Genomic DNA, 23862 nt, shown 5'->3' with positions numbered 1-23862 from the left:
TAGATGTCAAAAATCATCGCGATTAACGCAGGAAGCTCTTCCTTAAAATTCCAATTATTTGAAATGCCAAGTGAAACAGTATTAACAAAAGGTTTAGTAGAACGTATCGGTTTAGAAGATAGTATCTTCACTATTACTGTAGATGGCGAAAAACAAAAAGAAATTACAAACATTCCAGATCACGCAGTAGCAGTTAATATGCTTCTTAAAAAATTAACTGAAAACGGAATCGTTAAATCTCTAGATGAGATTGGCGGTATCGGTCACCGTGTTGTTCACGGCGGCGAAAAATTTGCTGACTCTGTTTTAATTACTGATGAAGTATTAGCTGATATCGAAGAATTAAGCGATTTAGCACCACTTCATAACCCAGCAAACGTTGTTGGTATTAAAGCATTCAAAGAAGTATTACCAAACGTACCAGCAGTAGCAGTATTCGATACAGCATTCCACCAAACAATGCCGGAATCTGCATTCCTATACAGCTTACCATATGAGTACTATGAAAAATTCGGCATCCGTAAATACGGTTTCCACGGAACTTCTCATAAATATGTAACTGAACGTGCGGCTGAATTATTAGGTCGTCCAATTGAAAGCTTAAGCTTACTTTCTTGTCACTTAGGTAACGGTGCAAGTATCGCAGCAGTAGAAGGCGGTAAATCTATCGATACTTCTATGGGCTTCACTCCACTTGCTGGTGTAACAATGGGTACACGTTCTGGTAACCTTGACCCTGCGTTAATTCCATACATCATGGAAAAAACAGGCCAAACAGTAGAAGAAGTAGTTAACGTATTAAACAAGAAGAGTGGTATGTTAGGTCTTACTGGTTACTCTAGTGACCTACGTGACATCATTGCGAAAGAAGAAGAAGGCGACCACCGTGCGAAAGTAGCACTTGATGTATTCGTAAGCCGTATCCACAAATACATCGGTTCTTACACAGCTCGTATGAAGGGTGTAGACGCAATCATCTTTACAGCTGGTGTAGGTGAGAACAGTGCGATTATTCGTGAGCGTGTATTAGAAGGCCTTGAGTACATGGGCGTATACTTCGATGTAAAACGTAATAACGTATTCGGTGAAGAAGCATTCATCAGCTTCCCACACTCTCCAGTAAAAATTATCGTAATTCCAACTGACGAAGAAGTTATGATTGCTCGTGACGTATTACGTCTTGGAGATATTGGTTAATATATGAAAAGAAAGACGAGATCCTACAGGATTTCGTCTTTTTTCTTTTGGATGTATTTTAAAACTCCATCTGGATATAGTATTTTTTCTTTCTGAATGAATGCCGTAATAGGAATCCATTTCGCATACGCTACTGTTTGCTCATCTTGTATATTTAATATTTTCATTTCATATAGTGATGTGTCCAATAAACGCAAAGAATATAGTTGAATGATTTCATGACCAATGCCCCCATCTAGATGAAAGACATTTTCTAAACAACCTAAATAATTGATGATTTCTATCTCCGTATGAAGCTCTTCTTTAAACTCCAGAATAACAGTATGTGCTGATTTTTCACCAAGTTCAATGGAACCGCCAAGAGGACGATAATATGTTTCGCCTTCTGTATGATATTCTTGTACGAGAAGGCGATCCTGATGTACAGCAAGACCGAAAGCCTTTGCACGTGGATACATATAGAATCACTCCTTATTTGTTTCGTATAAGGACGATTATAATGTATGGTGTGATAAAAGTATCGTGTATTTAAGTGTGCGGTCTAACTGTAATTCCATCAAATAACTCTTTCCAAAATGCTTCATTGTATTGGTATACATCCATAATAGGACATTTCATAACGCAAGTATGTTGTAATCCCCAATCTTCTTGGGTGATAGTTGGTATATCGGCAGGAATTAGTAATAGGACAGAGAATGTATGTGTAACGATTTGAGATAAAATTTGTTCTAGGGAACATGCTTCTTCATATGTTCCTCCAGTTCGAATAAACAATATGGATTCTGCCGTTTCAATTGTAGTTAGAAAACGATTAATTCGATGTTCATAGTTTAACTTAATTTCTGTATAAGAAGGCCAAGAAGTTGGTGTGTTTACATCTGTTTTAAAGTCATGACAGGAGTCAATTTCATAAAGGTTGTCCCTTAATCTTAATTTGGCATCATCATCCCAAAATGAGATGAAGGATAGATTTTCGAAATTTAAAAAACGGTCAAATCGATTTTGTAATAATAAATTTACTTTCGTTAATGAAGGACTTAGCATAAAATCAATAACGCCAAAAAATGGTGATAATTCTAATTGATATAATGCCCAAGCAGGCCAACAGTTTTGTCCTAAGCTGAATACTGCGTTATAATTTTGTTTTAGATTGGATAGATTCATGTGAAGCATCTCATCCTTTTTGCCATTATTTTATGTCACTCATAAAGGTTATGTGAAAAGAGATATACAAGCATATTTGTAAAGAATAAGCAGAAATATGTTACAATAGAAAAAAATCGAACGAGGTGGTTGTTACGATGCGATCGAAGCGAGAACAAGCCATTTTAGACAATATAAAAGAATGGGAAGCGCAATTAGTTGAGCAAGAAGCGACCGATTTTCAAAAAGTGTTTGATAAATGGTTACATACTACAGTTGCGAAATTACCTGAGAAAAAGCGAAAAGAATTCTTCACGAAAGCAGATGGATGGCTCTTTCATTTGCATGCATTTATTCAAAGTTCACAAGCACAGTTAGATGCACGTAATCGGATTTTAGGAACATCGAGATTATTTGATGAATCGATTGAACAGCTTGAAGATTTGAAAGCATTGTCTATTGATCAGTTAACATACATAGCAGAGCAGCAAACAGCACGTCATCGTCTATATTCATTTGTGCAAGGCGGGGCGACAGGTGCTGGAGGTTTATTATTATTAACGGCGGATTTTCCGGTTATGATCGCGTTAAATGTGAAGGCGGTCCAACTTATTGCAACATCATTTGGGCATGATGTGAACAAGCCATATGAAATGATGCTTGCGTTAAAGGTGTTTCACGCGTCATTACTACCAGGAAGACTTCAGCAATACGCATGGTACAATTTATTGCAAGAGCTGGAACAAGAAGATTCGTTCTTTTATGAAGGAGACGAAGCAGTGTTACAAACAGCTTCTACTGAAGTTGTGTTAAAACAAATTTTGAAGACATTTTCGATTTATGCTCTTCGTCGTAAATTATTCCAAGGTATTCCGGTAATTGGAATGGCAATTGGATCTACAGTGAATTATCGTTTAACAAGAAATGTTACTGAATTTGCAAATAGATTTTATCAAGTGCGCCATATAGTCGAGAAAGAAAAAAGAGCGTAAAAAAAGCGAGAGGCCGAAGCCTTTCGCTTTTTTAATTTGTTGCATGTTTTTTGGACATTGGAACAGATACTGGCTGCTTTTCTGCTGTTTTTTCTGTTTTTGGATAATAAATTAAATCCAATGTTTTGGCCTGTACGGCAATCGAAAGAATAGTAAAAGCAATTTCAGTCCAATTTAAATAATATAATGAAAGCGCAAGAACAATCGCGTCAAAGACGAAGAAAATTTGCCCAATTGTAAAACGAGTTCGTTTACTTAATACAATTGTTAAAATATCGTCTCCACCGGTTGCACCGCCAAATCGCAATATAAAACCGAGTCCAATACCAGCTAACGCACCGCCAACTACTGCAGCTATAAATAAGTTATTTGATAAATCTACCGTAAATGGAGAATAATTTTCCATAAAGGAATAAAATACTCCGAATGAAATTGAACCTAAGAATGAATAGCCAACCATTTTTTTACCTAAAAATGAAGCACACAGTAAAATAATTGGGATATCCATGATTACAGTTGAAATAGATGGTGAAATATCATAAAAGTTTTGAATGAATAGTGCAATTCCGACAAATCCACCTTCTGTTAAGTGGTTTTGAAAGTGAATATGATATAGCGCTGCTGCTAAAATAAATGAACCGATTAAAACCATAAAAATTTCTTTAATAATTTGCCGACTTTGGATGTTCCTCATCGTTATTCCTTCTTTCCGTAGTTAGTAGTCCTTTTTGTGTTGTAAACTAACTACGAGCTCACATGTAGCTTTCAGTTAGTTTACGAAAAAACTAACTACGCTATATGTCGCTGAAGAAATAACGAATAATCCTCTCGTCCATCAATTCTCCCTACCTTCGTTTTAGTTTAAGTCTTAAAACGACTAAACAAAACGTGGAGTAGGATTCGTCATTTAGCAATCCTGCTCTTCTTTGTTTTGTTTAGTTAGTAACAATTAAGTCCTAAACAAAACGCTATGTGTAAGAAGAGTCTTTTTTTTGCCAAATTATCCTTCGGGCAATCATAATTTCCCCACTCTCGTATTTTTTTCGCTAGACTAAAGTATCTGAGCTGAAAAATACGCTACGTGTATGATTCGTCAATACGATGCCACATGCTCCTTCGAGCGATCATGATATCAAAATCCCTTCCTTCAAGATTTATACTATTATATCATACTTTTAAAAAATGTATGCGGATGGAAACCGACAATAAACGGAGGGAATCTACAAAAAATGTTATGTTTAAATATTTTTGTAGAAAAGCCTAAGTTATTTTGGAGGATTGGACAGTTTGTAAAGGTTTGTCCAATAAGTAAGAAAAAAGGGTTTTATTCAGTTGTATTCTTTTCATCATTTTTATCTTTAAAAAACGCATCCCAACTAATCACACTTAAAAAAGTTAAAGCGATAATAACGAAAGCGCGCATAGGTTTGAGACCTCCTTTTGTACATAGTATATGAAGCATTCGATTCGGAATGTGTCATTTTTTTACAATCCTTAACTATTATGAGAGTATATTAATATAGATAGATGAAGGGGAGAGTGAAGAGATGCTAAAAGACATGTTCAAAAGAAAAGAATTAATATGCATTTCATGTCAGAAAAAAATTCAATATGAAGAAGAGCTTGTTGCTTTTGTAAAGTTGCCGAAAGAAAGAAGTATATTAGTTGGTCCATTTGATGTATGTTTGGCGAAAACAGCACAAGAGATATATTGTAAATCTTGTTACGACAAAAAAGCATGACCCAAAGTAATTGAGGGGCATGCTTTTTTCATTGGTGTGCTTTCCCCTCAGATACATTTTGAGTGAGTCGATACCAAAGCCAAAGGTCATTAATGATAGAAGCAAGATCGGCAATTTCTGAATTTAGTTTACAAGAAACTTCGAAGTCTTCTTCATTATTTAAATAATGTTGTTTTGTATTAATATAGTGCTCAAGTTCTTTTATACGATCAGGAATTTTCCCGCGAACTTGTTCCCATTTTAGTAAAATAGCATGTTGCATTTTTTCGGGGATTTCTTCCCAGTCTTCTTGTAAATGCGGAATTTCAATTCCTAGATGTTCATCGTATAAGAAATAATTTTCCATAAGTTCACCCCCGTTGTCCTGCTTATATTGTACAGAAAAACAGAAAGAAGTTCGACGAAATTGTTTGAAAAAATTTGAAAATGACTCTTGATACATTTTGTGAAAGGTGGTAAAGTGTGAATTATTATAAAAGAAAATGAATATTTATTCTTTAGGGGGATGCAAAATGGAGAAGAAAAAAGTTGTATTAGCATATTCCGGAGGTCTTGATACTTCCGTTGCAATTAAATGGTTACAAGAGAAGAATTATGATATTATCGCACTTTGTTTAGATTTAGGGGAAGGAAAAGACTTAGGGTTTGTGAAAGAAAAGGCACTTTCAGTAGGTGCAATTAAATCATATATGATTGATGTTCAAGAAGAATTCGCGAATGAATATGCATTGATGGCGATGCAAGCACACACATTATACGAAGGGAAATACCCTCTTGTCTCTGCATTATCTCGTCCGCTTATTGCGAAGAAATTAGTAGAAATCGCAGAACAAGAAGGCGCAACTGCAGTTGCACACGGATGTACAGGAAAGGGAAATGATCAAGTTCGTTTTGAAGTTTCTATTCAAGCATTAAATCCTTACTTAGAAGTGATTGCGCCTGTACGCGAATGGAAGTGGTCACGTGAAGAAGAAATTGCATATGCAAAAGAAAATGATGTGCCGATTCCGATTCATTTAGATAGCCCATTTTCAATTGATCAAAACTTATGGGGACGCAGCAACGAATGTGGAATTTTAGAAGATCCATGGGCAGCGCCACCAGAAGATGCATATGAGATGACATTAGCGTTAGAAGATACACCGAATAAACCAGAGTTTGTAGAAATCGGATTTGAAGCAGGCGTACCGACGACTTTAAATGGCACTGCATATTCACTTTCAGAATTAATTAAAACGTTAAATGCGCTTGCTGGAAAACACGGCGTTGGACGTATTGATCACGTAGAAAATCGTCTTGTCGGTATTAAATCTCGTGAAGTATACGAATGTCCAGCAGCAATGACGTTAATCACTGCGCATAAAGAGTTGGAAGATTTAACACACGTAAAAGAAGTAGCGCATTTTAAACCAGTGATTGAACAGAAAATAACAGAACTTATTTATAACGGTTTATGGTTCTCACCTTTAAAACAAGCGCTTCATGCATTTTTACAAGAAACACAAAAGAATGTAACAGGTACAGTGCGTGTAAAATTATTTAAAGGTCATGCGATTGTAGAAGGACGTAAATCTGAATACTCTTTATACGATGAAAAATTAGCAACATATACTGCTCAAGATGAATTTAATCATGATGCAGCAGTTGGATTCATTTCATTATTCGGTTTACCGACGAAAGTATACAGCCAAGTGAATCAAAAGAAGGTGGAAGCGTGAGCAAACTTTGGGGCGGACGTTTTACAGAAGAAGCGGAAGCATGGGTTGAAGAGTTCGGAGCATCCATCTCCTTCGATCAACAATTAGTAAATCAAGATATAAACGGGAGTATTGCACACGTAACGATGCTAGCAAAGCAAGGCATCGTTACGAAAGAAGAGGCGGAGAAAATAAAGATAGGTCTTCAATATTTATTAGAAGAAGCGAAACAAAATAAATTGCATTTTTCGGTTGAAGCTGAAGATATTCATTTAAATATTGAAAAGATGTTAATTGAAAAAATCGGTGAAGTAGGAGGGAAACTTCATACAGGCCGAAGTCGTAACGATCAAGTGGCGACAGATATGCATTTGTATTTAAAAGAAAAGGTAGAACATATTATAAAAGCTACAAAACAATTGCAAACTGTTCTTGTTCATCAAGCAGAAAATAATATTGAAACCATTATGCCTGGCTATACGCATTTGCAACGTGCTCAGCCGATTTCATTTGCTCATCATATTCTTGCTTACTTTTGGATGTTAGAGCGTGATGTGAATCGTTATGAAGATTCATTAAAGCGTATTAATATCTCCCCATTAGGAGCAGGAGCGCTAGCTGGGACGACATTCCCGATCGACCGAGAATATAGTGCGGAACTTCTTGGATTTAATGGAATTTATGAAAATAGTTTAGATGCAGTAAGTGATCGTGATTTCATACTAGAGTTTTTAAGTAATTCATCTATGCTTATGATGCACTTATCACGTTTTTGTGAAGAACTTATTTTATGGAGTAGCCAAGAGTTTCAATTTATTGAAATGAGCGATCAATACGCGACAGGAAGCAGCATTATGCCGCAAAAGAAAAATCCGGATATGGCGGAACTAATCCGTGGGAAAACTGGCAGAGTATACGGTAATTTATTCAGTTTACTTACAGTAATGAAAGGATTACCACTCGCTTACAATAAAGACTTACAAGAAGATAAAGAAGGAATGTTTGATACAGTGAAAACAGTAGAAGGATGCCTTCATATTATGGCGGGCATGCTTGAAACGATGACTGTAAACAAAGAAAAAATGGGGCAAGCTGTGACGCAAGATTTCTCCAACGCAACAGAAATTGCCGACTACTTAGCAAACAAAGGACTACCATTCCGTCAAGCTCATGAAATTGTTGGGAAGTTAGTGCTACATTGCACACAAAAAGGAATTTATTTATTAGATGTCCCGCTTGAAACATATCAAGAAATGAGCTCTTTATTTGAAGAAGATTTGTATGAAGTTCTTTCACCATATGCGGCTGTAAAGCGTCGTAATAGTGCTGGTGGGACAGGATTTGAACAAATCAAAAACGCTTTGGAGAAGGCGAAGGGGTTAACGAAAGAAGTTATTAAGAATTGAGTTGGGAAGTACGCCAGTCTAGTAAAGTCTGGCGTACTTTATTTTTTACTAGCATTTAAGTTACAATGTAGTAAAAAATAACAATTTAGGGGAAGTCTATGAAAAAAATAGTGTTTATCATTGTACTGTTAATTAGCTTAATTGCAAATGCTAAAGTGTTTCTTTTGGACAAATATATGTATGTTGGTGAAAAAGAAAAGCGAGAGGAAGCGATTATCGCAACGATGTGGCATTTGCAAGATAAAGGATATAAAGAAAGTGATATTTTATATATAAAACCGGCCTTTTATAGCAAAATGGATTCATATGGTATGAATGTACAGTTTAAAGATGAACCAAATGAATCATATACATATAGAGTTTTAAAAGATACGAAAACAAATAAACTAACTGTACACCAAGATAGCAATGAGCCTGGTGGTATGGGCGGGAAACATCAAGAGCTTAAATGAAGAAAGAAAACGACTGATGGCATTCGCCTGCAGTCGTTTTTCTTTTAATCATACTTATGTCGATCTTCTGTAATTCGAATATACTCAATATCCATCAAATCACGAAGCAATGCACCATTACTTAGTTCAACGCCATGTTTCTCTTTAAAATGAGTGCGGATTGTATCTAGCATTTCAATTTCTTTTCCGTTCACGTCTAAAATAATGCGTTCAGAATCATCCATATAGCATCCTCCTTTTTTACACATATATATTTTGTCCGTCTATTTCTAAAAAATGTATGTTAACGTAATGTTAGGAAATAAGAAAGGGATGAAAAATGAGACGTATTTATCCCGCATTAACGGGCAGTAAGACCCCGACCTCAAAATTCAGCGAAAGGAAAGAAGTTAGGTGGGGATCAACTGCCCGTAAAAGCCCGATTGGTTCAACTAATAATCAGTGGGGGAGGAACAAAACCCCACTGATTAAAGTTTCACTTTATTTTATAGGGGTAATTTTGTACACGCTAATCGTATTACACGCTGCATTCCCGAATGTCTTTTCATTTAAGGATGTAGAAACAGTAGACGTTGGGATATTTATCTTTATTCTATTTGTAGTAGATTGCTTTATTTCTATATGGCTTTCGAAAAGAAAAGATATACAAGGTAAAAAAGAAATGGAACGGAAAAAGAGAAAACGTTCATTTTGGATGATGACGTACTGTTTGTCTTTAGTGCTTACTGCTGCTTTTTTTAGTGAGCATATTCCATTAGAAAGATTAAATATTGGATTTGGCGCGTTCGTATTCGCATACTATTTTTTTATGCACTTTCTTCCTTATATGAAAGAAAAGCGAGGAGAAGAGGAAAATCCACTTTTAGAAGAAGCGAGAGAACAAGAGCATAAGAGAATAGAAGGGGATATAAAGAAACTTGGAGAACAAAAATGGTATTTAAAATCAAAAATCATATATGTTCTTTGCTTCATTACGCCGCCAATTGGCTATTTGTACGTCTTCTTACTTCGTAAAAAAATGACAGAAGATGCAAAGCAAACGTATTTAACAGTTGCGACAATCATGATGGCATTATGGTCTTTGAAGTTTCTGCCGCCTTATGTATTGGCAATTACCGTTGTTGTCGTAGCATGTCTTGTGTTTATAGTGAAGTTGATAAAATGAAAAACACCAAGCCTATGTGGACTTGGTGTTTTATCTATAAATTAAAGATCACCTTGCTCCTCATCACCACGAACAACAAGGACATCGCATTTCGCATAGCGAATAATATGTTCAGAGACGCTACCGATTAGGAAGCGTTCAACCGCATTTAAACCAGTCGCACCACACATAATTAAATCTACTTTATGGTTTGGAGCGATTTCTTTTGAAATTTTAGATTTAGGATTACCAAATTCTAATACAGTTTCAATTTTTTCAAGACCAGCTTCAAGCGCAGTTTTTTTGTAGTCTTCTAATAAGTCTTCTGCAAATAGATTTGCACGTTCAGCAATTGCACGGCTATAAGCCTCTACTGCTGAGTACGCTTTTACATCAACGATATGAGCGATTGTTAATGTTGCATTGTTGCGCTTTGCGACTTGAATTGCTTTTTTAAAGGCTTTTTCTGCTTCTTTAGAACCATCCACCGCGATTAAAATATTTGTATATGTATTATTCATAGTCAATTCCTCCCAATCTGTTTTATAACTGTTTACAACTTAATTATAAAACAAATTTTGGTAACGTGCTTGCCAGAAACGTTACAGAATTTTGAAAACTCTGTTTCAATTCATTTTAGTTGTAATTGGAGCGAGAACTTGTTACATATGAAGTATAGCAATTTAAAAGGAGGCAGTTTTGTGAGACACGCGCTCATTACAGCCGGTACGAAAGGTTTAGGAAAGCAAGTAACAGAAAAGTTATTGGCTAAAGGATATTCAGTAACAGTAACGTATCATAGCGATATCACGGCTATGGAAAAGTTGAAAGAAACATATAAAAATATGGAAGAGCGTCTACAATTCGTGCAAGCGGATGTCACGAAAAAGGAAGATTTACATAAAATAGTAGAAGAAGCGATAAGCCGTTTTGGCAAAATTGATTTCTTAATTAATAATGCTGGTCCATATGTATTTGAACGAAAAAAGTTAGTTGATTATGAAGAAGATGAATGGAATGAAATGATTCAGGGAAATTTAACAGCGGTATTTCATTTATTAAAACTTGTCGTTCCGGTCATGAGAAAACAGAACTTTGGCCGTATTATTAATTACGGATTTCAAGGGGCGGATAGTGCACCGGGATGGATTTATCGCTCAGCTTTTGCGGCAGCGAAAGTAGGACTTGTTTCATTAACGAAAACAGTTGCTTATGAAGAAGCGGAGTATGGTATTACTGCGAACATGGTATGTCCTGGTGATATTATTGGCGATATGAAAGAGGCAACTATTCAAGAAGCACGTCAGCTAAAAGAGCATAACACACCGATTGGTAGATCTGGAACAGGTGAAGATATTGCAAGAACCATTTCGTTTTTATGTGAGGACGATTCCGATATGATTACCGGTACAATTATCGAAGTGACTGGTGCAGTGGATGTTATTCATAGACATCGATAGAATAAAATATGATGAAGTTTCGAATAATTGGACAGTTTATCCATTGTGCTGATAGGTGCGGATAATACTGTCCTTTAATATAAAATTAAATCTATCGGAAAACTTGTATTATTTTTTTGTCAAATATTGAGATATTATGTTAAAATATAAAAGCGTAGAAAGCGCTTTAAAAAATGATTCAGGGGTCATTTCATAACTCAAGGGGGAACTAATCATGCGTATCGGTATTCCAACAGAAATTAAAAACAATGAAAACCGTGTGGCAATGACGCCAGCGGGAGCAGTACATTTAGTACAAAATGGTCATGAAGTTTTTGTTCAAAAAGGAGCAGGTTTAGGATCTGGCTTTACGGATGAAGAATACGTACAAGCTGGTGCGAAACTTGTAGAAACTGCTGAAGAAGCATGGAATCAAGATATGGTTATGAAGGTAAAAGAGCCAGTAGCAAGTGAATACGGCTATTTCCGTGAAGGTTTAATTTTATTCACATACTTACACTTAGCTCCAGAGCCAGAATTAACGAAAGCATTAATCGATAACAAAGTTGCATCAATCGCATACGAAACAGTACAATTAGACAATCGTTCTTTACCATTACTTGCACCTATGAGTGAAGTAGCTGGTCGTATGTCTGCACAAATCGGTGCACAATTCCTTGAGAAAAACAAAGGCGGTAAAGGTATTTTACTTGCAGGCGTTCCAGGGGTAAAACGCGGCAAAGTAACAATCATCGGCGGTGGTCAAGCTGGTACAAATGCAGCTAAGATTGCAGTAGGTTTAGGTGCAGATGTAACAATCATCGACTTAAGTGCAGAACGTCTTCGTCAATTAGATGATATTTTCGGTAACCAAGTAAAAACATTAATGTCTAATCCATACAACATTGCAGAAGCTGTTAAAGAATCTGACCTTGTTATTGGAGCAGTATTAATTCCAGGTGCAAAAGCGCCAAAACTTGTAACAGAAGAAATGATTCAATCAATGGAACCAGGTTCTGTCGTTGTAGATATCGCGATTGACCAAGGTGGTATTTTCGAAACAACTGACCGTATTACAACTCACGACAACCCAACTTACGAAAAACATGGCGTTGTTCATTATGCAGTTGCTAATATGCCAGGTGCGGTTCCACGTACATCAACTCTTGCATTAACTAACGTAACAGTACCATATGCAGTGCAAATTGCTAACAAAGGCTATAAAGATGCTTGTTTAGGCAACACTGCATTACTAAAAGGTATTAACACATTAGATGGTTATGTAACATTCGAAGCAGTTGCAGAAGCTCACGGCTTACAATACGCTGATGCGAAAGAGCTACTTGAAAAAGCTCCTGCTTTATCATAATAGAAATACATTTGAGACCTTCCTTTTCATAAGGAGGGTCTTTTTTATATGGGGAAATAACATGTGAATAATTGTTATTTATCCCGCATTAACGGGCAGTAAGACCCCCACCCAAAAATTCAGCGGAAGCAAAGAAGTTAGGTGGGGGATCAACTGCCCGTAAAAGCCCGATTGGTTCAACTAATAATCAGTGGGGGGATGAATAACCCCCCCACTGATCAAAGTTTCACTTTATTGGTGTAAATCGATTTTTATTGCGATAATTTAGAATTATATAATAAAAAGAGGGGATTGGATGGGGAGTAAAAAGAGGAAGAAAAAGCAGGCAAAGAGACAAAGATATATAAAGAAAAAACAGGAACAGAACGTACCTATTTCAAATAAAGTAGTCCTTATGATAGAAAAAACATTTCGATATATTTGTATGGCTCTGTATATCATTTTGTGTCTTTATTCAGGTGGGGTGTTTTACAGTTTTGATATAACCCCGAATATTATTGAGAATATTTTAGGCTATATCCTTTTCGCAATAGAATTAGTCTTATTCTTTATATTATTTAATAAAGTATGGCCTAGTCATGAAAGTAAAAAAGATAGAAAAAGAAGCAAAAAATCTTCATACGCTTCAAGCTCATCAAGTGGATTCGGTGACTACAGTAGCAGTGATTGTAGTAGCTCAAGTGATGGTGGAGGAGATTGCGGAGGTGGTGGAGATTAAGTTAATTTTTCAGAAGAACGACTAATGAAAGGATGGGACGAAATATGGAAACTGTGAACTTAATAGAATTAACAAAAGACATTCAAGATCAACATAAAAACTTCGTCGTTTCAAATATAAACAGTCATTGTTTACGAATCGCTGTATTTACTGGTGAATATGATTGGCACTATCATTCTAATTCGGATGAATTATTTATTGTGCTAGAGGGAGAATTACTTATTGATTTTGAAGATGGAGAAACAGCGGTTTTAAAGCCAAATGATTCTATTTTAATTCCAGCATGTACGATTCATAGAACGAGAGCATTAAAGAGAACGGTAAATCTTTGTTTTGAACATATAGAGGCTGATACGATTAAAGTGGAGCAATTATGAAAAAATTATCTGTAGCCGATTATAGAAAAGTTCTTCCGGTTTTAGAAGGTAATACAAGAACGACGACGTTTGCTTATGCGGTATGTGATCAAATGATAGATGGCGAGGTTTTTATAAACGGGCAATTAACAGCAGGATTAATTATTACAGCTAATGGTATCTATTATTTATTTGGTGATACGGATGATCAAAATTATAACGAAGAGTTATTTTCATATTTAAAAACGGCTATTGAAAAAACAGAGAAGAGATTTACACTGTTCACTTCGAGTGAAGAGTGGGAAATGATGATAGAAGAGCGTTTTAGTAATGTACTTCGGAACATCCCGCGAATGAAATTTCAAAGCGTAACCTTTGAAGAGAGCCAACGAGATTTTAACAAAAATACATATGAAGTGAAGCGTATTGATAGAAGAGATATAGAGCGCAGCAGTGAATTTAAAGAGGAGTACTACAAAGAGTATTGGGGATCAAAAGAAACGTTTTTGAACAGTGGTTTTGGATTTTGTATAGAACAAGATGGGATAATTGTAGCTGAATGCGTCTCAATATTTAGCGGGAATGGTTTTGCTGAAATAGATATTGCAACACATGAAGCGCATCAAGGGAAAGGATTAGCTCAAGCTGTTGCAACAAGGTTCATTGAACATTGCATGCAAAATGACATTATACCGAGCTGGGATTGTTATGTAGACAATATTCCTTCGCGAAAATTAGCTAGTAAATTAAGTTTTTATCATCCAATAGAATATAGTTTATTTGTACGTAAGAAAATGGGGGAATAAAAATGAATGTAGAATTAACAAGATTTAAAGTTAAGCCTGGTAAGAGTCATCGAGTAGATGAATGGATGCAGCTTCTTAATGACAATTTGAAAGAAGTGCTTTTGACATTAAACGACGAAAAGATGTACGTTGAGACAATTTTCCGGGAAATAAGAGATGGAGAAGAGTACTTATATTGGTATTCTGTGCAAGGAGAAGGTGGTATTTTTGTCGAAAATTCGCATCATGAAATTGATAAAAAGCACTTAGCATTTTGGTATGAATGTATCGATGAAGAAGCACCGTCTATTGATATGAAAACAGAAGTTGTTATGATTCAAGATGTTGTGAAGGAAGCGATGAAATAATAGAATAGTATTTCAGAGAAGCGCATCAAAATGGATGTGCTTTTTATTATGAAACAATTTATAAAAGCTGCATTTGGATGTCTTTAAGTGAAAATAAAGAGGGATACTGAGAATATTTTAGGATAAACTATAAAGTGAAACTTTAATCAGTGTGGGGTTCATCCCCCATCTAACTTCTTGCTTCCGCTGAATTTTGATGTGAGGTCTTACTGCCCGTTAATGCGGGATAAAGAAATAAAAAACACAAAACCAAAAGATTTACCAATATACGGTGTAGTCGTAACAGGGAAAACAGAGGATTTACAAAGTTTACAAGGGTCACCGTATATTAAGGCTGCTGTAAGAGGTGTAACAGTTGAGAAATATTGATTACAAGTAATTAATGTGAATAATCAGAAAAATTATGTTATAATATGGGAAAAGGAGGTTTATATGAGGCAAATACATGGAGCAATTTATATTTACATAACAATGTTTTTCGTGGCGATATCCTATGGGTTGGGGCACGTGTATTCGCATCCTATACTAACTTTTTTAAGTGGAGCATGTATGGCGTTTGCGCTTCTTGTCCACCTTTTCTCAGTTTGGATCGTGAAATTTCAATTAAATATTAGTGAAATAGAAGAAGGCACTTTTTGAGTGACCTTCTTTTTTAATAATATTTTGGAAGCTCTTGTAGCAATTTTTCAATTTCGAATTCGGTTTCTTCACATATAGAAAGTGTGCGTAGTCTGAAAAATAAGCTACGTAAGAAAGATTTTGTATTTCCATATAGAAACTCGTACGATTCAATAGGTAGTGCTTGTTTTTGGACCGGTAATTGAGCTACTAAGTCACGAAGGGCTAATATGAGTATTTCTTCTTTCAGGCCATTTTGCAGCATTGCGACAATCGGATAAACGAGACGCTCGTCTTCTTCATATTTATAGTAAATAGAATGGACAAAAACTTTGTTTAACAAAGTTTTTAATATCTCTTCGTAATGTAAAGTTTCTAGTTTAGGATTATGAACAAGCGCCTTAAATGTATCGGAAGCATGAGCGATACTATGTGCCCAGCCGTGGTCTGGAACATATCCGCGGAAATCATGTTCGTTGTTCATATATAGAATTAATTGATCTTTTACAGTTAAAATATCATTCTGTGATAAGAAATTATGAGTTGTATCTGCATCTATAATGAGCGCAATTAATAAGGTCGTAAATGCGCGAGTAAATACAGCATCTTCATCATCTGAATGAATTTTATACAATAAATATTTTTCACCGATGCTTTCTAATAATAGTTTCTGTAATTGTGTGTGTGAAAGGTAGCGATTTTTGATGAGATGATAAAAAGTAGAGTAGATGAGTTTGTCCCTTAAATAGCTATCAGTAACACCGATATGTTCAAGCATACTGGAACTTAAAGAATCAATATGAAGTGTGTTATCTATGATGTAATTATTATTACGAATTTTTTCTAACTGTTGTTGTAACATATAAACCTCCTATTTTAGAAAATTCTGTATTTTTATAATGTAATAAGAGGAAGAAATAGACAATAAATAAGTGCATTTGAATGGAGGGGGCATTATGAAGAGAGCATTATTCTTTTTCATTAGTATTTTCTTTTTAGGAAGCTGTTCCATTTCGTATGTTAATTTTTCTAGCGAGAGCAAAAGTTGGACTGGACAATATAAAGGGCATATTAAGGATGACAGTGAAGATGGAATGTTTACGTTTCAGTACAAGGGCGGAGATGGGAATACAGAATTTAAAAACTTAGAGATTGCTATTAATGGAGCCTTTAGTACAATGACACAAACGTCAGAAGTTCATAAAGGAGCAAGGGTTGAAATGAAATCTTCTTGTGTAAGTTGTGCACCTCTATCTAAAGATGAATCGATAGAAGTTGTAATTAAATGGGATGATAAGTATGAGGAGAAGATGGTGCTAAATTTGAAATAGCCTAGAGTAAGGAGTTAAAAATGAATAGGCATATGAAAATTGTTATGTTTTTAAGTGTATTTCTAGTCATATTATCAGCGTGTACTACAAAACAAGTAGAGCAAGTAACGGTAAAAGAAGTCCCTAAAGAAGGGTATATCATATTAAGAAATGACACGGTGTTTTTTGCCGATGATAAAACGTTTGAAACAAAAGTAGAGTTACAAAATTATATAGAACAACAAATGAATAAAGAGCATCCATCACATATAGTCTTGAGCTTTAAGGACAAAGGCGCATGTAAACAGTTAAAAACAGGGGATAAAATAAAAGTATGGTTTTCTCAAATACTTGAAAGTTATCCAGCAAGAATGATTGTAGAGAAATTTGAAATAGTAGAGAAATAAAAAAAGGCAGCATTCACGCTGCCTTTTTATCCCGCTTTAACGGGCAGTAAGACCCCCACCTCAAAATTCAGCGGAAGCAAAGAAGTTAGGTGGGGGTCTTACTGCCCGTTAAAGTCCGATTGGTGAGGGCTGATAATCAGTGGGGGATGAACAAAATCCCCACTGATTAAAGTTTCACTTTATTATTTCACAAATTGTAATTCTTTCGGGAATTTCGTTAAAATTTCTGATCCGTCTTTTGTGATGTAAATATCATCTTCAATACGAACGCCACCTACGTTTGGTACGTAAATACCAGGTTCGATTGTGAAGACCATACCTTCTTTTAATGGAGACTCGTTACCAGCTTTTACATCTGGATATTCGTGTACGCTAATTCCAAGTCCATGACCAAGTCGGTGCGGGAAGAAGTCTCCGTAACCTGCATCTGCGATAACAGAACGAGCAGCGTTGTCGATTGCGCCAAGTGTAACACCTGGTTTACATGCTTCAACTGCTTGTAGTTGTCCAGCAAGTACAGTGTTGTAAATGCGAGTTTGCTCTTCAGAAATCTCACCGAATGCTACTGTACGTGTAATATCAGAGCAATAACCTTCAATGATTACACCTAAATCAAATAGTACGAAATCACCGCGCTTCATTTTGTTTGCGCCAGGAATACCGTGTGGAAGAGCAGAGTTTGCACCCGCTAATACCATCGTATCAAATGACATTTTATGTATGCCTTTTGTTTTTAATTCGTGTTCAATAATTGCTAATACTTCTAGCTCGCTGCGGTTTTCTTTAATTGCATTTACACCAACTTCAACAGCGTAGTCCGCCATTTTAGCTGCTTCGCGTAAAATAGAAAGTTCTTTTTCATCTTTAATTAAACGAAGTTCGCGAACTTTCTCCTCAGCTGATTTGAAAGCTGCATTTGGGAATAATTTCGTTAATTCTTCGTAGCGCTCTACGTTTAAATGTTCTTTTTCAATTGCAACTGCATTTGCATTGATGCCGCGGTCTTTAATTGCTTTTGCAATCATATCCCATGGTCTGTCAGTATCAGTAAATCCGATAATTTCATGTGCCCAGCCAGCGTTACGTGCTTGACCTTCTTCCATTTTAGGACAAATTAAAATAGGTTCTTTTTCTTGGAATACAAACATACCAAGTAATCTTTCATGCGGTTCACAGTGGAAGTTCGTCATGTAGAAGACGTTCGGTGTAGAAGTTAAGAACGCAGCTTCTACGTTTTTTTCTTTTAGCCATTGCATTAAATTTTCTAATCTAGCATTCATCGATTGGCACCCCCGAGATATTTAATTACAAATATAACTTTAACTCGGAAGAAAGCGTTATGACAAGTAAATAGATGTTAGAAAAGACAGGGAATTGAAAAATCATGTAGAATAAAAAGTGAGAATGTGAATAGGGGAGGAATGTAATAATGAAAGTATCTTATCATGGACATTCAGTTGTGAAAATTGAGGCGAATGGAAAAGTTATTTTAATTGACCCGTTTTTAACAGGTAATCCGAAAACAGATTTAAAAGCTGAAGATGTAAAAGTGGATGCAATCCTTTTATCGCATGGACACGGTGATCATGTTGGAGATACAGTAGAACTTGCGAAGAAAAATAATGCAGTTGTTGTAGCGCCATTTGAACTAGCAACATTTTTAAGTTGGCAAGGTGTAAATACACATCCGATGCATATTGGTGGTTCACATGAATTTGACTTCGGAAAAGTGAAGTTTACACAAGCATTCCACGGCTCTAGTTATATTGATGAAGCAAATAAGACGATTACATATACAGGTATGCCAGCAGGTATTTTATTTACAGCAGAAGAGAAAACAGTGTACCATGCAGGAGATACTGCGCTATTCTCTGATATGAAGTTAATTGGGGAATTGAATAAAGTTGATCTAGCATTTTTACCAATTGGTGATAATTTCACAATGGGACCAGAAGATGCTGTATTAGCAGCAAAATGGATTAATGCGAAAACTGTTGTACCGATGCATTACAATACGTTCCCAGTTATTGAACAAGATCCATATCAATTTGTAGAAAAGCTACAAAATTGTACAGGGAAAGTATTAGAAGCTGGAGAAAGTATTACACTATAGAAAAGAAACCCTTCATTTGAAAAGAAAAGTGAAGGGTTTTTTACGTGTGTAGGACAGCTTTTAATGCTTGTATTTGTTTTGGTGATTCTTTTCTTTTGGTACGTGGTTGTTCAGGTGTTTCATTCAATTCCATTGCAACTTTTTTCCCATCTACGAAAGCTAAAAATACAGCACCTACAACCTCTAAAAGTTTTTTCATCATGTGTTCGCTCCTTTGTTTTATTTCTTGTCTTCATTGTATAGGGAATCAAGTGGGCGAACTATCGAATGAGATGACAAAAGCATTACATTGTTGTCATAGAATGACTGGTGGAATGTAAGAGTCATTTTGTTATAAAAAAAATAGTACAGGTATGCAAAGAGAGAGTGTAACAGTTTTGAAAATATAGTATACTGAAAGTACAACACATGAAGAATTTAGGGAAAAGAAAGTATGGTGAAACCATTTGGCTACCAAGCATAACCAAATTTTAGAACATATTAATAGCCTGCCAGTAGGCCATAAAATTTCTGTAAGACAAATTGCGAAAGATTTGAGTGTAAGTGAAGGGACAGCTTACCGTGCAATTAAAGATGCAGAAAATAAAGGATATGTTAGTACAATTGAACGTGTCGGAACAATTCGAATTGAACAAAAGAAGAAAGAGAATATCGAAAAACTGACATATGCAGAAGTCGTTAACATTGTTGACGGTCAAGTACTTGGGGGCAGAGAAGGACTACATAAAACATTAAATAAATTCGTAATCGGAGCTATGAAATTAGAAGCGATGATGCGCTATACAGAAGCTGGGAATTTACTCATTATTGGTAACCGTACGAATGCACATCAATTGGCGCTAGAAACTGGAGCCGCTGTATTAATTACGGGCGGATTTGATACGGAAGATCATGTGAAGAAATTAGCAGATGAATTAAAGCTGCCGATTATTTCAAGTAGCTACGATACATTTACGGTCGCAACGTTAATTAACCGTGCAATTTATGATCAACTGATTAAGAAAGAAATTGTACTTGTTGAGGATATTTTAACACCAATTGAAGAAACGTTATATTTAAAGCCGCATGATACAGTACAGCAATGGCATGCATATAATGAAGAGACAATGCACGGAAGATATCCAATTGTCGATGAAAATAAAAAAGTGCTAGGAATCGTAACTTCAAAAGACATGATCGGTGTAGCGAAAGAAACACCAATTGATAAAGTAATGACAAAACACCCAATTACAGTGAATGGTAAAATGTCTGTCGCAGCTGCGGCACGTATGATGGTGTGGGAAGGAATTGAATTACTTCCTGTCGTTGAGGAAGGAAATAAACTGCAAGGTATTATTAGCCGTCAAGATGTACTTCAGGCACTGCAAATGATTCAACGTCAGCCACAAGTTGGAGAAACAATTGATGATATTGTAACGAATCAATTTATGACGCCAAAAGAAGCGAAAAATGAGCATCTATATCAATTTTCAGTGACGCCGCAAATGACGAACTCAATCGGAACGTTATCGTACGGTGTATTTGCAACAATTGTGACAGAAGCGACAAATCGCGTCATTCGTGCGCAAAAGAAAAGCGATTTAATTGTTGAAAACTTAACGATTTATTTCGTAAAACCAGTTCAAATTGATAATGTTGTATCCGTTCATCCGAAAGTATTAGAAATTGGACGTAAATTTGGTAAGGTCGATGTAGAGGTGCATCATGATGGTAATGTCGTTGGAAAAGCATTACTTATGGTGCAGTTAATCGATAAATAAAAAGATGGAACAAATCGTTTTGATTTGTTCCATCTTTTTTGTTGTTTTAAATTTGAAAGGCATGATTTTAGATGGAGTGGAAAAGCTAGTGGGAAAGTAATGTGACAAAAGACAGAATAGTAATTCAATTTTGTTGTATATTGTGTTATGATTATATTGTAAGAAAATGGATTTTTGGAAGGTGGTATACATTATGTCATCAACAGTACTCTTTTTTGGTAGTATCGCACTATTTTACTTCCTTGTAATGATACCGATCCAATATTTATATTTACAAGGTTTACGTGAAAAAAAGGAAAAGACAGGATTATCTCAGCGAGAGCTATATGAAAAAATGTCTTTTGGAGAAGAACAATTACATTTTCACGTACAAGGTAACCCATTTAATATACCATCTGCGTTTGTTGCATATATGATTTTGAAAGTTAAGGGACGTAAAAAAGCATCACAATATTGATGCTTTTTTTATGTTGCTTCATAGACTTCGGCTTCTTTAACTGCTAATGGTAAGAAGTGTTTGTATTGGCGAAATCCATTAAATACACTTGCACTACCAAATAGAACGAATAAAACACCAACAATAATACGGGCGGTTGAAAGTTCTAAAAAGAATTGGTTTACCCCGAAAAATAAAACGAATGAACCGAGTGCCATTGCGGATTTTCCTGAGAGCCAACCTTTTTCCATTGGGCGGTTTGTACGAAAGTATTTTGTTTTGTAAAAGAGGTACAACATAAATGAGACGATAATACAGAAGACTAATACTGGCATAATGAACACTCCCATCGCTTTGTGAAAAATAATAGAAAAGAAAAAAGAAATATCTAAACTTTCTAACTTTTATTATAAAGCAATTGTTCGCATGTATGAAATACTTTCCGTTATAATGGAGGATAAAGTGAAGAAGTTGATTAAAAAGGAGATTATACATATGCATGAGCAAATTTTAGGAGCAATTAAAGAGTTTGATACAATTATTATTCATCGCCACGTGCGTCCGGATCCAGATGCATTAGGTTCACAGGGTGGTCTTGGTACAATTCTACAAGAATCGTTTCCAGAGAAAAATATTTATACGGTTGGGTACAATGAACCGTCACTAGCATACTTACGAGTAATGGATGATATTGAAGATAGTGTATACGAAAATGCGCTTGTTATTGTTTGTGATACTGCGAATCAAGAACGTGTTGACGATCAACGCTATACAAAAGGGAAGATGTTAATTAAAATTGATCATCATCCAAATGAAGATCCATATGGAGATATTACATGGGTAGATACGACAGCGAGTTCTACAAGTGAAATGATTTACGAGTTTTACACGTATGGAAAAGATAAAGGATTAAAAATAACAAAAGAAGCAGCTCGCCTTATTTTAGCGGGAATTGTTGGAGATACAGGTCGTTTCTTATTCCCAAATACGACAGCAAAAACACTTCGTTACGTAAGTGAGCTTGTTGACATGGATGTGAAATTCACAGATTTATACAATGAAATGTATAAGACAAAAGAAAAAATTGCTCGTTTAAACGGTTATATTTTACAGAACTTTACGATGGTAGAAGAAGGAGCAGCTTACATTAAATTAACGAAAGAAGTATTAGAAGAATTTGATGTACTTCCTTCTGAAGCATCTGGTGTTGTTGGAGCGCTTGGCAATATTGACGGATTAAAGGCGTGGGTTCTATTTTTAGAGGAAGACGACGTAATTCGTGTTCGTCTTCGTTCAAAAGGACCAGTTATAAACAAATTGGCAATGCAATATAACGGCGGAGGACATCCGATGGCTTCTGGTGCCAAGGCATCTTCTTGGGAAGAAGCGGATCGTCTTTTTGCTGATTTACGTGAGATTTGTAAATAAGAGATTATATGTTAGAACGAAAAGAAGGAGCGGCGCTAAAGCCCTCCTTCTTTATTTTTCTTTCTCTATAGTAATGCTAATTTCAAGCACTGTATCAAAAGATATTGTATCGACTTTAAAACGGTATAGTCGATCGTAATGTTTGTACGTTTTGTTTTCGATTACCTTTTTGAGTAGGTCTTTATTTTTTGCGATACTTTGAATGTTTTTCGTTAAAAGATGCTGGAGGTCATTATGGATAGATGTAGTCATATTTTCGAGTGTAAGATTGTCTAAATCGTATTTTTCTCGATTGATAAGTTTTATTTTAATTTCTTGAATGGTTAAGAGCCGTTTATTTTCAGTGTTCAATTTTTCTTGATCTTCGAGAAGGACGTGGAGCTTTGCTTCTTGTTTTTCTATAATTTCTCTTTGTTCTGCTATTTTACTAGCTTGTTCTTCTTGAAAAACACCGTATATGTACAAAAAAATAAACCAGCTCAACACGCCTCCAACAGCAGCACCAGCTAATACTAAGTACCATCTTTTTGCTGTATTGGCACTTGGTACTCTCATACATGTTCCTGCGTTAGCCATTTAATAATAATGAGACCTGTTTGCATACCACCAGTTGCGAAAAAAATAAGGAGAATTTGTTTTACGATATCTTTCATATCTCCGCCAAAGAAACTTCTTTCAAAGCTATAAAAGGTATCGAATGTTCCGCCGATTGCTGCAACGAGTGCCCAAATTCTTAAATTTTGGGCGAATTGATTAATGTAAGTTAGAGCCGGTTTTCCGATAAGAAACGCACCAAATCCACCAATTAATGAACCGCCAAGTATAACCCCAAAGGCAATAAAATAACTAATAATAAGCAGAGAGAAAAAAGTATGTTCTCTTACATCCATCGTCATTCCCCTTTCTTCTTCATATATATGGACAAAGTATAAGAAGTATGTTTTGATTTCCGCTTTCCTCATCACCTATAATAAAAGTAGTC

General features: G+C 35.6%; 32 protein-coding genes and 1 pseudogene. 21 read left to right on the top strand and 12 right to left on the bottom strand.

Translation table 11 applies throughout. The annotated features are described in order from the left end of the window. Window positions 1-3: 3 nt before the first annotated feature. Window positions 4-1197: an acetate kinase gene (ackA, locus tag AC241_RS22965; RefSeq protein WP_016080076.1), complete on the top strand. Its 1194-nt coding sequence runs from the start codon at window positions 4-6 to the stop codon at window positions 1195-1197. A 23-nt stretch (window positions 1198-1220) separates the two neighbouring features. Here ackA and AC241_RS22960 read toward each other — a convergent pair whose 3' ends face one another. Together AC241_RS22960 and AC241_RS22955 are read right to left on the bottom strand one after the other, a co-directional pair. Beyond that, window positions 1221-1655, bottom strand: coding sequence for an NUDIX hydrolase (locus tag AC241_RS22960; RefSeq protein WP_029443409.1), 435 nt, complete (start codon window positions 1653-1655; stop codon window positions 1221-1223). A gap of 70 nt (window positions 1656-1725) precedes the next feature. Continuing rightward, window positions 1726-2361, bottom strand: coding sequence for a DUF1796 family putative cysteine peptidase (locus tag AC241_RS22955; RefSeq protein WP_029443408.1), 636 nt, complete (start codon window positions 2359-2361; stop codon window positions 1726-1728). Between the two features lie 137 nt (window positions 2362-2498). On the opposite strand from AC241_RS22955, the gene AC241_RS22950 reads away from it, so the two are divergent. After that, complete coding sequence (locus AC241_RS22950; RefSeq protein ID WP_001256853.1) at window positions 2499-3332, top strand: EcsC family protein; 834 nt, start codon at window positions 2499-2501, stop codon at window positions 3330-3332. Window positions 3333-3363: 31 nt separating this feature from the next. Here the strand turns inward: AC241_RS22950 and AC241_RS22945 are convergent, their stop codons facing one another. Next, a complete protein-coding gene (locus tag AC241_RS22945) occupies window positions 3364-4026 on the bottom strand; it encodes a YitT family protein (protein ID WP_029443407.1) in 663 nt (220 codons plus the stop codon). Between the two features lie 853 nt (window positions 4027-4879). On the opposite strand from AC241_RS22945, the gene AC241_RS22940 reads away from it, so the two are divergent. Continuing rightward, window positions 4880-5074: a hypothetical protein gene (locus AC241_RS22940; protein ID WP_000910273.1), complete on the top strand. Its 195-nt coding sequence runs from the start codon at window positions 4880-4882 to the stop codon at window positions 5072-5074. 28 nt (window positions 5075-5102) lie between these two features. Here the strand turns inward: AC241_RS22940 and AC241_RS22935 are convergent, their stop codons facing one another. Continuing rightward, window positions 5103-5420, bottom strand: a complete 318-nt coding sequence (locus AC241_RS22935) for a hypothetical protein (protein WP_048563687.1) — start codon at window positions 5418-5420, stop codon at window positions 5103-5105. Between the two features lie 166 nt (window positions 5421-5586). Here AC241_RS22935 and AC241_RS22930 point away from each other — a divergent pair, with 166 nt between their 5' ends. From AC241_RS22930 to AC241_RS22920, 3 genes are all read left to right on the top strand, one after another. Next, window positions 5587-6792 carry an argininosuccinate synthase gene (locus tag AC241_RS22930; RefSeq protein ID WP_016080082.1) on the top strand — a complete coding sequence of 402 codons (1206 nt, stop codon included), beginning with the start codon at window positions 5587-5589 and terminating at the stop codon, window positions 6790-6792. Continuing rightward, window positions 6789-8177: an argininosuccinate lyase gene (argH, locus tag AC241_RS22925; protein WP_050844579.1), complete on the top strand. Its 1389-nt coding sequence runs from the start codon at window positions 6789-6791 to the stop codon at window positions 8175-8177. The genes AC241_RS22930 and argH overlap by 4 nt, the downstream gene beginning before the upstream one ends. A 98-nt stretch (window positions 8178-8275) precedes the next feature. Further along, window positions 8276-8629: a DUF3139 domain-containing protein gene (locus tag AC241_RS22920; RefSeq protein ID WP_016080084.1), complete on the top strand. Its 354-nt coding sequence runs from the start codon at window positions 8276-8278 to the stop codon at window positions 8627-8629. Window positions 8630-8673: 44 nt separating this feature from the next. On the opposite strand, the gene AC241_RS22915 is transcribed toward AC241_RS22920, so the two are convergent. Beyond that, a complete protein-coding gene (locus tag AC241_RS22915; RefSeq protein ID WP_000342760.1) occupies window positions 8674-8853 on the bottom strand; it encodes a hypothetical protein in 180 nt (59 codons plus the stop codon). Window positions 8854-9095: 242 nt separating this feature from the next. Here AC241_RS22915 and AC241_RS22910 point away from each other — a divergent pair, with 242 nt between their 5' ends. After that, entirely contained in the window at window positions 9096-9794 is a 699-nt protein-coding gene (locus tag AC241_RS22910) for a hypothetical protein (RefSeq protein ID WP_043935424.1), read from the top strand. A gap of 41 nt (window positions 9795-9835) precedes the next feature. Here the strand turns inward: AC241_RS22910 and AC241_RS22905 are convergent, their stop codons facing one another. Then, window positions 9836-10294: a universal stress protein gene (locus AC241_RS22905; protein ID WP_001066672.1), complete on the bottom strand. Its 459-nt coding sequence runs from the start codon at window positions 10292-10294 to the stop codon at window positions 9836-9838. A 147-nt stretch (window positions 10295-10441) separates the two neighbouring features. Here AC241_RS22905 and AC241_RS22900 point away from each other — a divergent pair, with 147 nt between their 5' ends. The 8 genes and pseudogenes from AC241_RS22900 to AC241_RS22870 all read left to right on the top strand — a co-directional run bounded on the left by AC241_RS22900 (window position 10442) and on the right by AC241_RS22870 (window position 15447). Further along, window positions 10442-11233 carry an SDR family oxidoreductase gene (locus tag AC241_RS22900; protein ID WP_042969124.1) on the top strand — a complete coding sequence of 264 codons (792 nt, stop codon included), beginning with the start codon at window positions 10442-10444 and terminating at the stop codon, window positions 11231-11233. A gap of 214 nt (window positions 11234-11447) precedes the next feature. Continuing rightward, window positions 11448-12581: an alanine dehydrogenase gene (ald, locus tag AC241_RS22895; RefSeq protein ID WP_001219402.1), complete on the top strand. Its 1134-nt coding sequence runs from the start codon at window positions 11448-11450 to the stop codon at window positions 12579-12581. 295 nt (window positions 12582-12876) lie between these two features. Continuing rightward, window positions 12877-13299 (top strand): hypothetical protein, encoded by a 423-nt coding sequence (locus AC241_RS22890; protein WP_029443403.1) that lies wholly within the window; start codon window positions 12877-12879, stop codon window positions 13297-13299. Between the two features lie 44 nt (window positions 13300-13343). Further along, complete coding sequence (locus AC241_RS22885) at window positions 13344-13676, top strand: cupin domain-containing protein (RefSeq protein WP_000450933.1); 333 nt, start codon at window positions 13344-13346, stop codon at window positions 13674-13676. Next, window positions 13673-14461, top strand: a complete 789-nt coding sequence (locus AC241_RS22880) for a GNAT family N-acetyltransferase (protein ID WP_050844578.1) — start codon at window positions 13673-13675, stop codon at window positions 14459-14461. Before AC241_RS22885 ends, AC241_RS22880 begins: the two co-directional genes overlap by 4 nt. A 2-nt stretch (window positions 14462-14463) precedes the next feature. After that, a complete protein-coding gene (locus tag AC241_RS22875; protein WP_001100204.1) occupies window positions 14464-14808 on the top strand; it encodes a DUF6176 family protein in 345 nt (114 codons plus the stop codon). Window positions 14809-15036: 228 nt separating this feature from the next. Beyond that, a pseudogene (locus AC241_RS34375) lies at window positions 15037-15177 on the top strand (anti sigma factor C-terminal domain-containing protein); the annotation flags it as partial. A gap of 63 nt (window positions 15178-15240) precedes the next feature. Next, the gene (locus tag AC241_RS22870; RefSeq protein WP_001248905.1) at window positions 15241-15447 is read left to right on the top strand and encodes a hypothetical protein; all 207 of its coding nucleotides are present in this window, start codon (window positions 15241-15243) and stop codon (window positions 15445-15447) included. A gap of 13 nt (window positions 15448-15460) precedes the next feature. Here the strand turns inward: AC241_RS22870 and AC241_RS22865 are convergent, their stop codons facing one another. Continuing rightward, complete coding sequence (locus tag AC241_RS22865; RefSeq protein ID WP_050844577.1) at window positions 15461-16288, bottom strand: DUF2785 domain-containing protein; 828 nt, start codon at window positions 16286-16288, stop codon at window positions 15461-15463. 94 nt (window positions 16289-16382) lie between these two features. On the opposite strand from AC241_RS22865, the gene AC241_RS22860 reads away from it, so the two are divergent. Both AC241_RS22860 and AC241_RS22855 read left to right on the top strand, forming a co-directional pair. Continuing rightward, complete coding sequence (locus AC241_RS22860; RefSeq protein ID WP_050844576.1) at window positions 16383-16757, top strand: hypothetical protein; 375 nt, start codon at window positions 16383-16385, stop codon at window positions 16755-16757. A 20-nt stretch (window positions 16758-16777) separates the two neighbouring features. Further along, on the top strand, window positions 16778-17143 hold the full coding sequence (locus AC241_RS22855; RefSeq protein WP_016080091.1) for a DUF3221 domain-containing protein: 366 nt from the start codon (window positions 16778-16780) through the stop codon (window positions 17141-17143). Window positions 17144-17325: 182 nt separating this feature from the next. On the opposite strand, the gene pepQ is transcribed toward AC241_RS22855, so the two are convergent. Next, entirely contained in the window at window positions 17326-18423 is a 1098-nt protein-coding gene (gene pepQ / locus AC241_RS22850) for a Xaa-Pro dipeptidase (protein ID WP_000994037.1), read from the bottom strand. Between the two features lie 149 nt (window positions 18424-18572). On the opposite strand from pepQ, the gene AC241_RS22845 reads away from it, so the two are divergent. Then, complete coding sequence (locus AC241_RS22845; RefSeq protein WP_000868922.1) at window positions 18573-19256, top strand: metal-dependent hydrolase; 684 nt, start codon at window positions 18573-18575, stop codon at window positions 19254-19256. Window positions 19257-19296: 40 nt separating this feature from the next. Here AC241_RS22845 and AC241_RS34885 read toward each other — a convergent pair whose 3' ends face one another. Further along, entirely contained in the window at window positions 19297-19458 is a 162-nt protein-coding gene (locus AC241_RS34885) for a hypothetical protein (protein ID WP_000976304.1), read from the bottom strand. Window positions 19459-19702: 244 nt separating this feature from the next. Between AC241_RS34885 and AC241_RS22835 the strand changes: the two genes are divergently transcribed. Together AC241_RS22835 and AC241_RS22830 are read left to right on the top strand one after the other, a co-directional pair. Beyond that, entirely contained in the window at window positions 19703-21016 is a 1314-nt protein-coding gene (locus AC241_RS22835; protein WP_016080093.1) for a CBS domain-containing protein, read from the top strand. Window positions 21017-21209: 193 nt separating this feature from the next. Further along, window positions 21210-21473, top strand: coding sequence for a DUF3949 domain-containing protein (locus AC241_RS22830; protein ID WP_016080094.1), 264 nt, complete (start codon window positions 21210-21212; stop codon window positions 21471-21473). An 8-nt stretch (window positions 21474-21481) separates the two neighbouring features. Here AC241_RS22830 and AC241_RS22825 read toward each other — a convergent pair whose 3' ends face one another. After that, window positions 21482-21787, bottom strand: coding sequence for a YtpI family protein (locus tag AC241_RS22825; RefSeq protein WP_016080095.1), 306 nt, complete (start codon window positions 21785-21787; stop codon window positions 21482-21484). A 160-nt stretch (window positions 21788-21947) separates the two neighbouring features. Here AC241_RS22825 and AC241_RS22820 point away from each other — a divergent pair, with 160 nt between their 5' ends. After that, window positions 21948-22880 carry a DHH family phosphoesterase gene (locus tag AC241_RS22820; RefSeq protein WP_029443397.1) on the top strand — a complete coding sequence of 311 codons (933 nt, stop codon included), beginning with the start codon at window positions 21948-21950 and terminating at the stop codon, window positions 22878-22880. Between the two features lie 51 nt (window positions 22881-22931). On the opposite strand, the gene ytrI is transcribed toward AC241_RS22820, so the two are convergent. Both ytrI and AC241_RS22810 read right to left on the bottom strand, forming a co-directional pair. Then, window positions 22932-23435 (bottom strand): sporulation membrane protein YtrI, encoded by a 504-nt coding sequence (ytrI, locus tag AC241_RS22815; protein WP_001265736.1) that lies wholly within the window; start codon window positions 23433-23435, stop codon window positions 22932-22934. After that, window positions 23432-23845, bottom strand: coding sequence for a YtrH family sporulation protein (locus AC241_RS22810; protein ID WP_002005839.1), 414 nt, complete (start codon window positions 23843-23845; stop codon window positions 23432-23434). The genes ytrI and AC241_RS22810 overlap by 4 nt, the downstream gene beginning before the upstream one ends. Window positions 23846-23862 lie beyond the last annotated feature (17 nt).

The organism is Bacillus thuringiensis, from assembly GCF_001182785.1.
GTDB lineage: Bacteria > Bacillota > Bacilli > Bacillales > Bacillaceae_G > Bacillus_A > Bacillus_A thuringiensis_S.
This window is presented reverse-complemented; position numbering and strand designations above follow the sequence as displayed.

Excerpts from the sequence above, each read along its gene's own strand:
- AC241_RS22875 (WP_001100204.1), top strand. The coding sequence starts at position 14,464 with ATGAATGTAGAATTAACAAGATTTAAAGTTAAGCCTGGTAAGAGTCAT.
- AC241_RS22880 (WP_050844578.1), top strand. The coding sequence starts at position 13,673 with ATGAAAAAATTATCTGTAGCCGATTATAGAAAAGTTCTTCCGGTTTTA.
- AC241_RS22855 (WP_016080091.1), top strand. The coding sequence starts at position 16,778 with ATGAATAGGCATATGAAAATTGTTATGTTTTTAAGTGTATTTCTAGTC.
- pepQ (WP_000994037.1), bottom strand. The coding sequence starts at position 18,423 with ATGAATGCTAGATTAGAAAATTTAATGCAATGGCTAAAAGAAAAAAAC.
- AC241_RS22900 (WP_042969124.1), top strand. The coding sequence starts at position 10,442 with ATGAAGTATAGCAATTTAAAAGGAGGCAGTTTTGTGAGACACGCGCTC.
- AC241_RS22825 (WP_016080095.1), bottom strand. The coding sequence starts at position 21,787 with ATGCCAGTATTAGTCTTCTGTATTATCGTCTCATTTATGTTGTACCTC.
- AC241_RS22870 (WP_001248905.1), top strand. The coding sequence starts at position 15,241 with ATGAGGCAAATACATGGAGCAATTTATATTTACATAACAATGTTTTTC.
- AC241_RS22955 (WP_029443408.1), bottom strand. The coding sequence starts at position 2,361 with ATGAATCTATCCAATCTAAAACAAAATTATAACGCAGTATTCAGCTTA.
- AC241_RS22865 (WP_050844577.1), bottom strand. The coding sequence starts at position 16,288 with ATGTTACAACAACAGTTAGAAAAAATTCGTAATAATAATTACATCATA.
- AC241_RS22860 (WP_050844576.1), top strand. The coding sequence starts at position 16,383 with ATGAAGAGAGCATTATTCTTTTTCATTAGTATTTTCTTTTTAGGAAGC.
- ackA (WP_016080076.1), top strand. The coding sequence starts at position 4 with ATGTCAAAAATCATCGCGATTAACGCAGGAAGCTCTTCCTTAAAATTC.
- AC241_RS22950 (WP_001256853.1), top strand. The coding sequence starts at position 2,499 with ATGCGATCGAAGCGAGAACAAGCCATTTTAGACAATATAAAAGAATGG.
- AC241_RS22905 (WP_001066672.1), bottom strand. The coding sequence starts at position 10,294 with ATGAATAATACATATACAAATATTTTAATCGCGGTGGATGGTTCTAAA.
- AC241_RS22935 (WP_048563687.1), bottom strand. The coding sequence starts at position 5,420 with ATGGAAAATTATTTCTTATACGATGAACATCTAGGAATTGAAATTCCG.
- AC241_RS22940 (WP_000910273.1), top strand. The coding sequence starts at position 4,880 with ATGCTAAAAGACATGTTCAAAAGAAAAGAATTAATATGCATTTCATGT.
- AC241_RS22820 (WP_029443397.1), top strand. The coding sequence starts at position 21,948 with ATGCATGAGCAAATTTTAGGAGCAATTAAAGAGTTTGATACAATTATT.
- AC241_RS22890 (WP_029443403.1), top strand. The coding sequence starts at position 12,877 with ATGGGGAGTAAAAAGAGGAAGAAAAAGCAGGCAAAGAGACAAAGATAT.
- AC241_RS22920 (WP_016080084.1), top strand. The coding sequence starts at position 8,276 with ATGAAAAAAATAGTGTTTATCATTGTACTGTTAATTAGCTTAATTGCA.
- AC241_RS22930 (WP_016080082.1), top strand. The coding sequence starts at position 5,587 with ATGGAGAAGAAAAAAGTTGTATTAGCATATTCCGGAGGTCTTGATACT.
- ytrI (WP_001265736.1), bottom strand. The coding sequence starts at position 23,435 with ATGAGAGTACCAAGTGCCAATACAGCAAAAAGATGGTACTTAGTATTA.
- ald (WP_001219402.1), top strand. The coding sequence starts at position 11,448 with ATGCGTATCGGTATTCCAACAGAAATTAAAAACAATGAAAACCGTGTG.
- AC241_RS22945 (WP_029443407.1), bottom strand. The coding sequence starts at position 4,026 with ATGAGGAACATCCAAAGTCGGCAAATTATTAAAGAAATTTTTATGGTT.
- AC241_RS22830 (WP_016080094.1), top strand. The coding sequence starts at position 21,210 with ATGTCATCAACAGTACTCTTTTTTGGTAGTATCGCACTATTTTACTTC.
- AC241_RS22845 (WP_000868922.1), top strand. The coding sequence starts at position 18,573 with ATGAAAGTATCTTATCATGGACATTCAGTTGTGAAAATTGAGGCGAAT.
- AC241_RS22960 (WP_029443409.1), bottom strand. The coding sequence starts at position 1,655 with ATGTATCCACGTGCAAAGGCTTTCGGTCTTGCTGTACATCAGGATCGC.
- AC241_RS22885 (WP_000450933.1), top strand. The coding sequence starts at position 13,344 with ATGGAAACTGTGAACTTAATAGAATTAACAAAAGACATTCAAGATCAA.
- AC241_RS34885 (WP_000976304.1), bottom strand. The coding sequence starts at position 19,458 with ATGATGAAAAAACTTTTAGAGGTTGTAGGTGCTGTATTTTTAGCTTTC.
- AC241_RS22915 (WP_000342760.1), bottom strand. The coding sequence starts at position 8,853 with ATGGATGATTCTGAACGCATTATTTTAGACGTGAACGGAAAAGAAATT.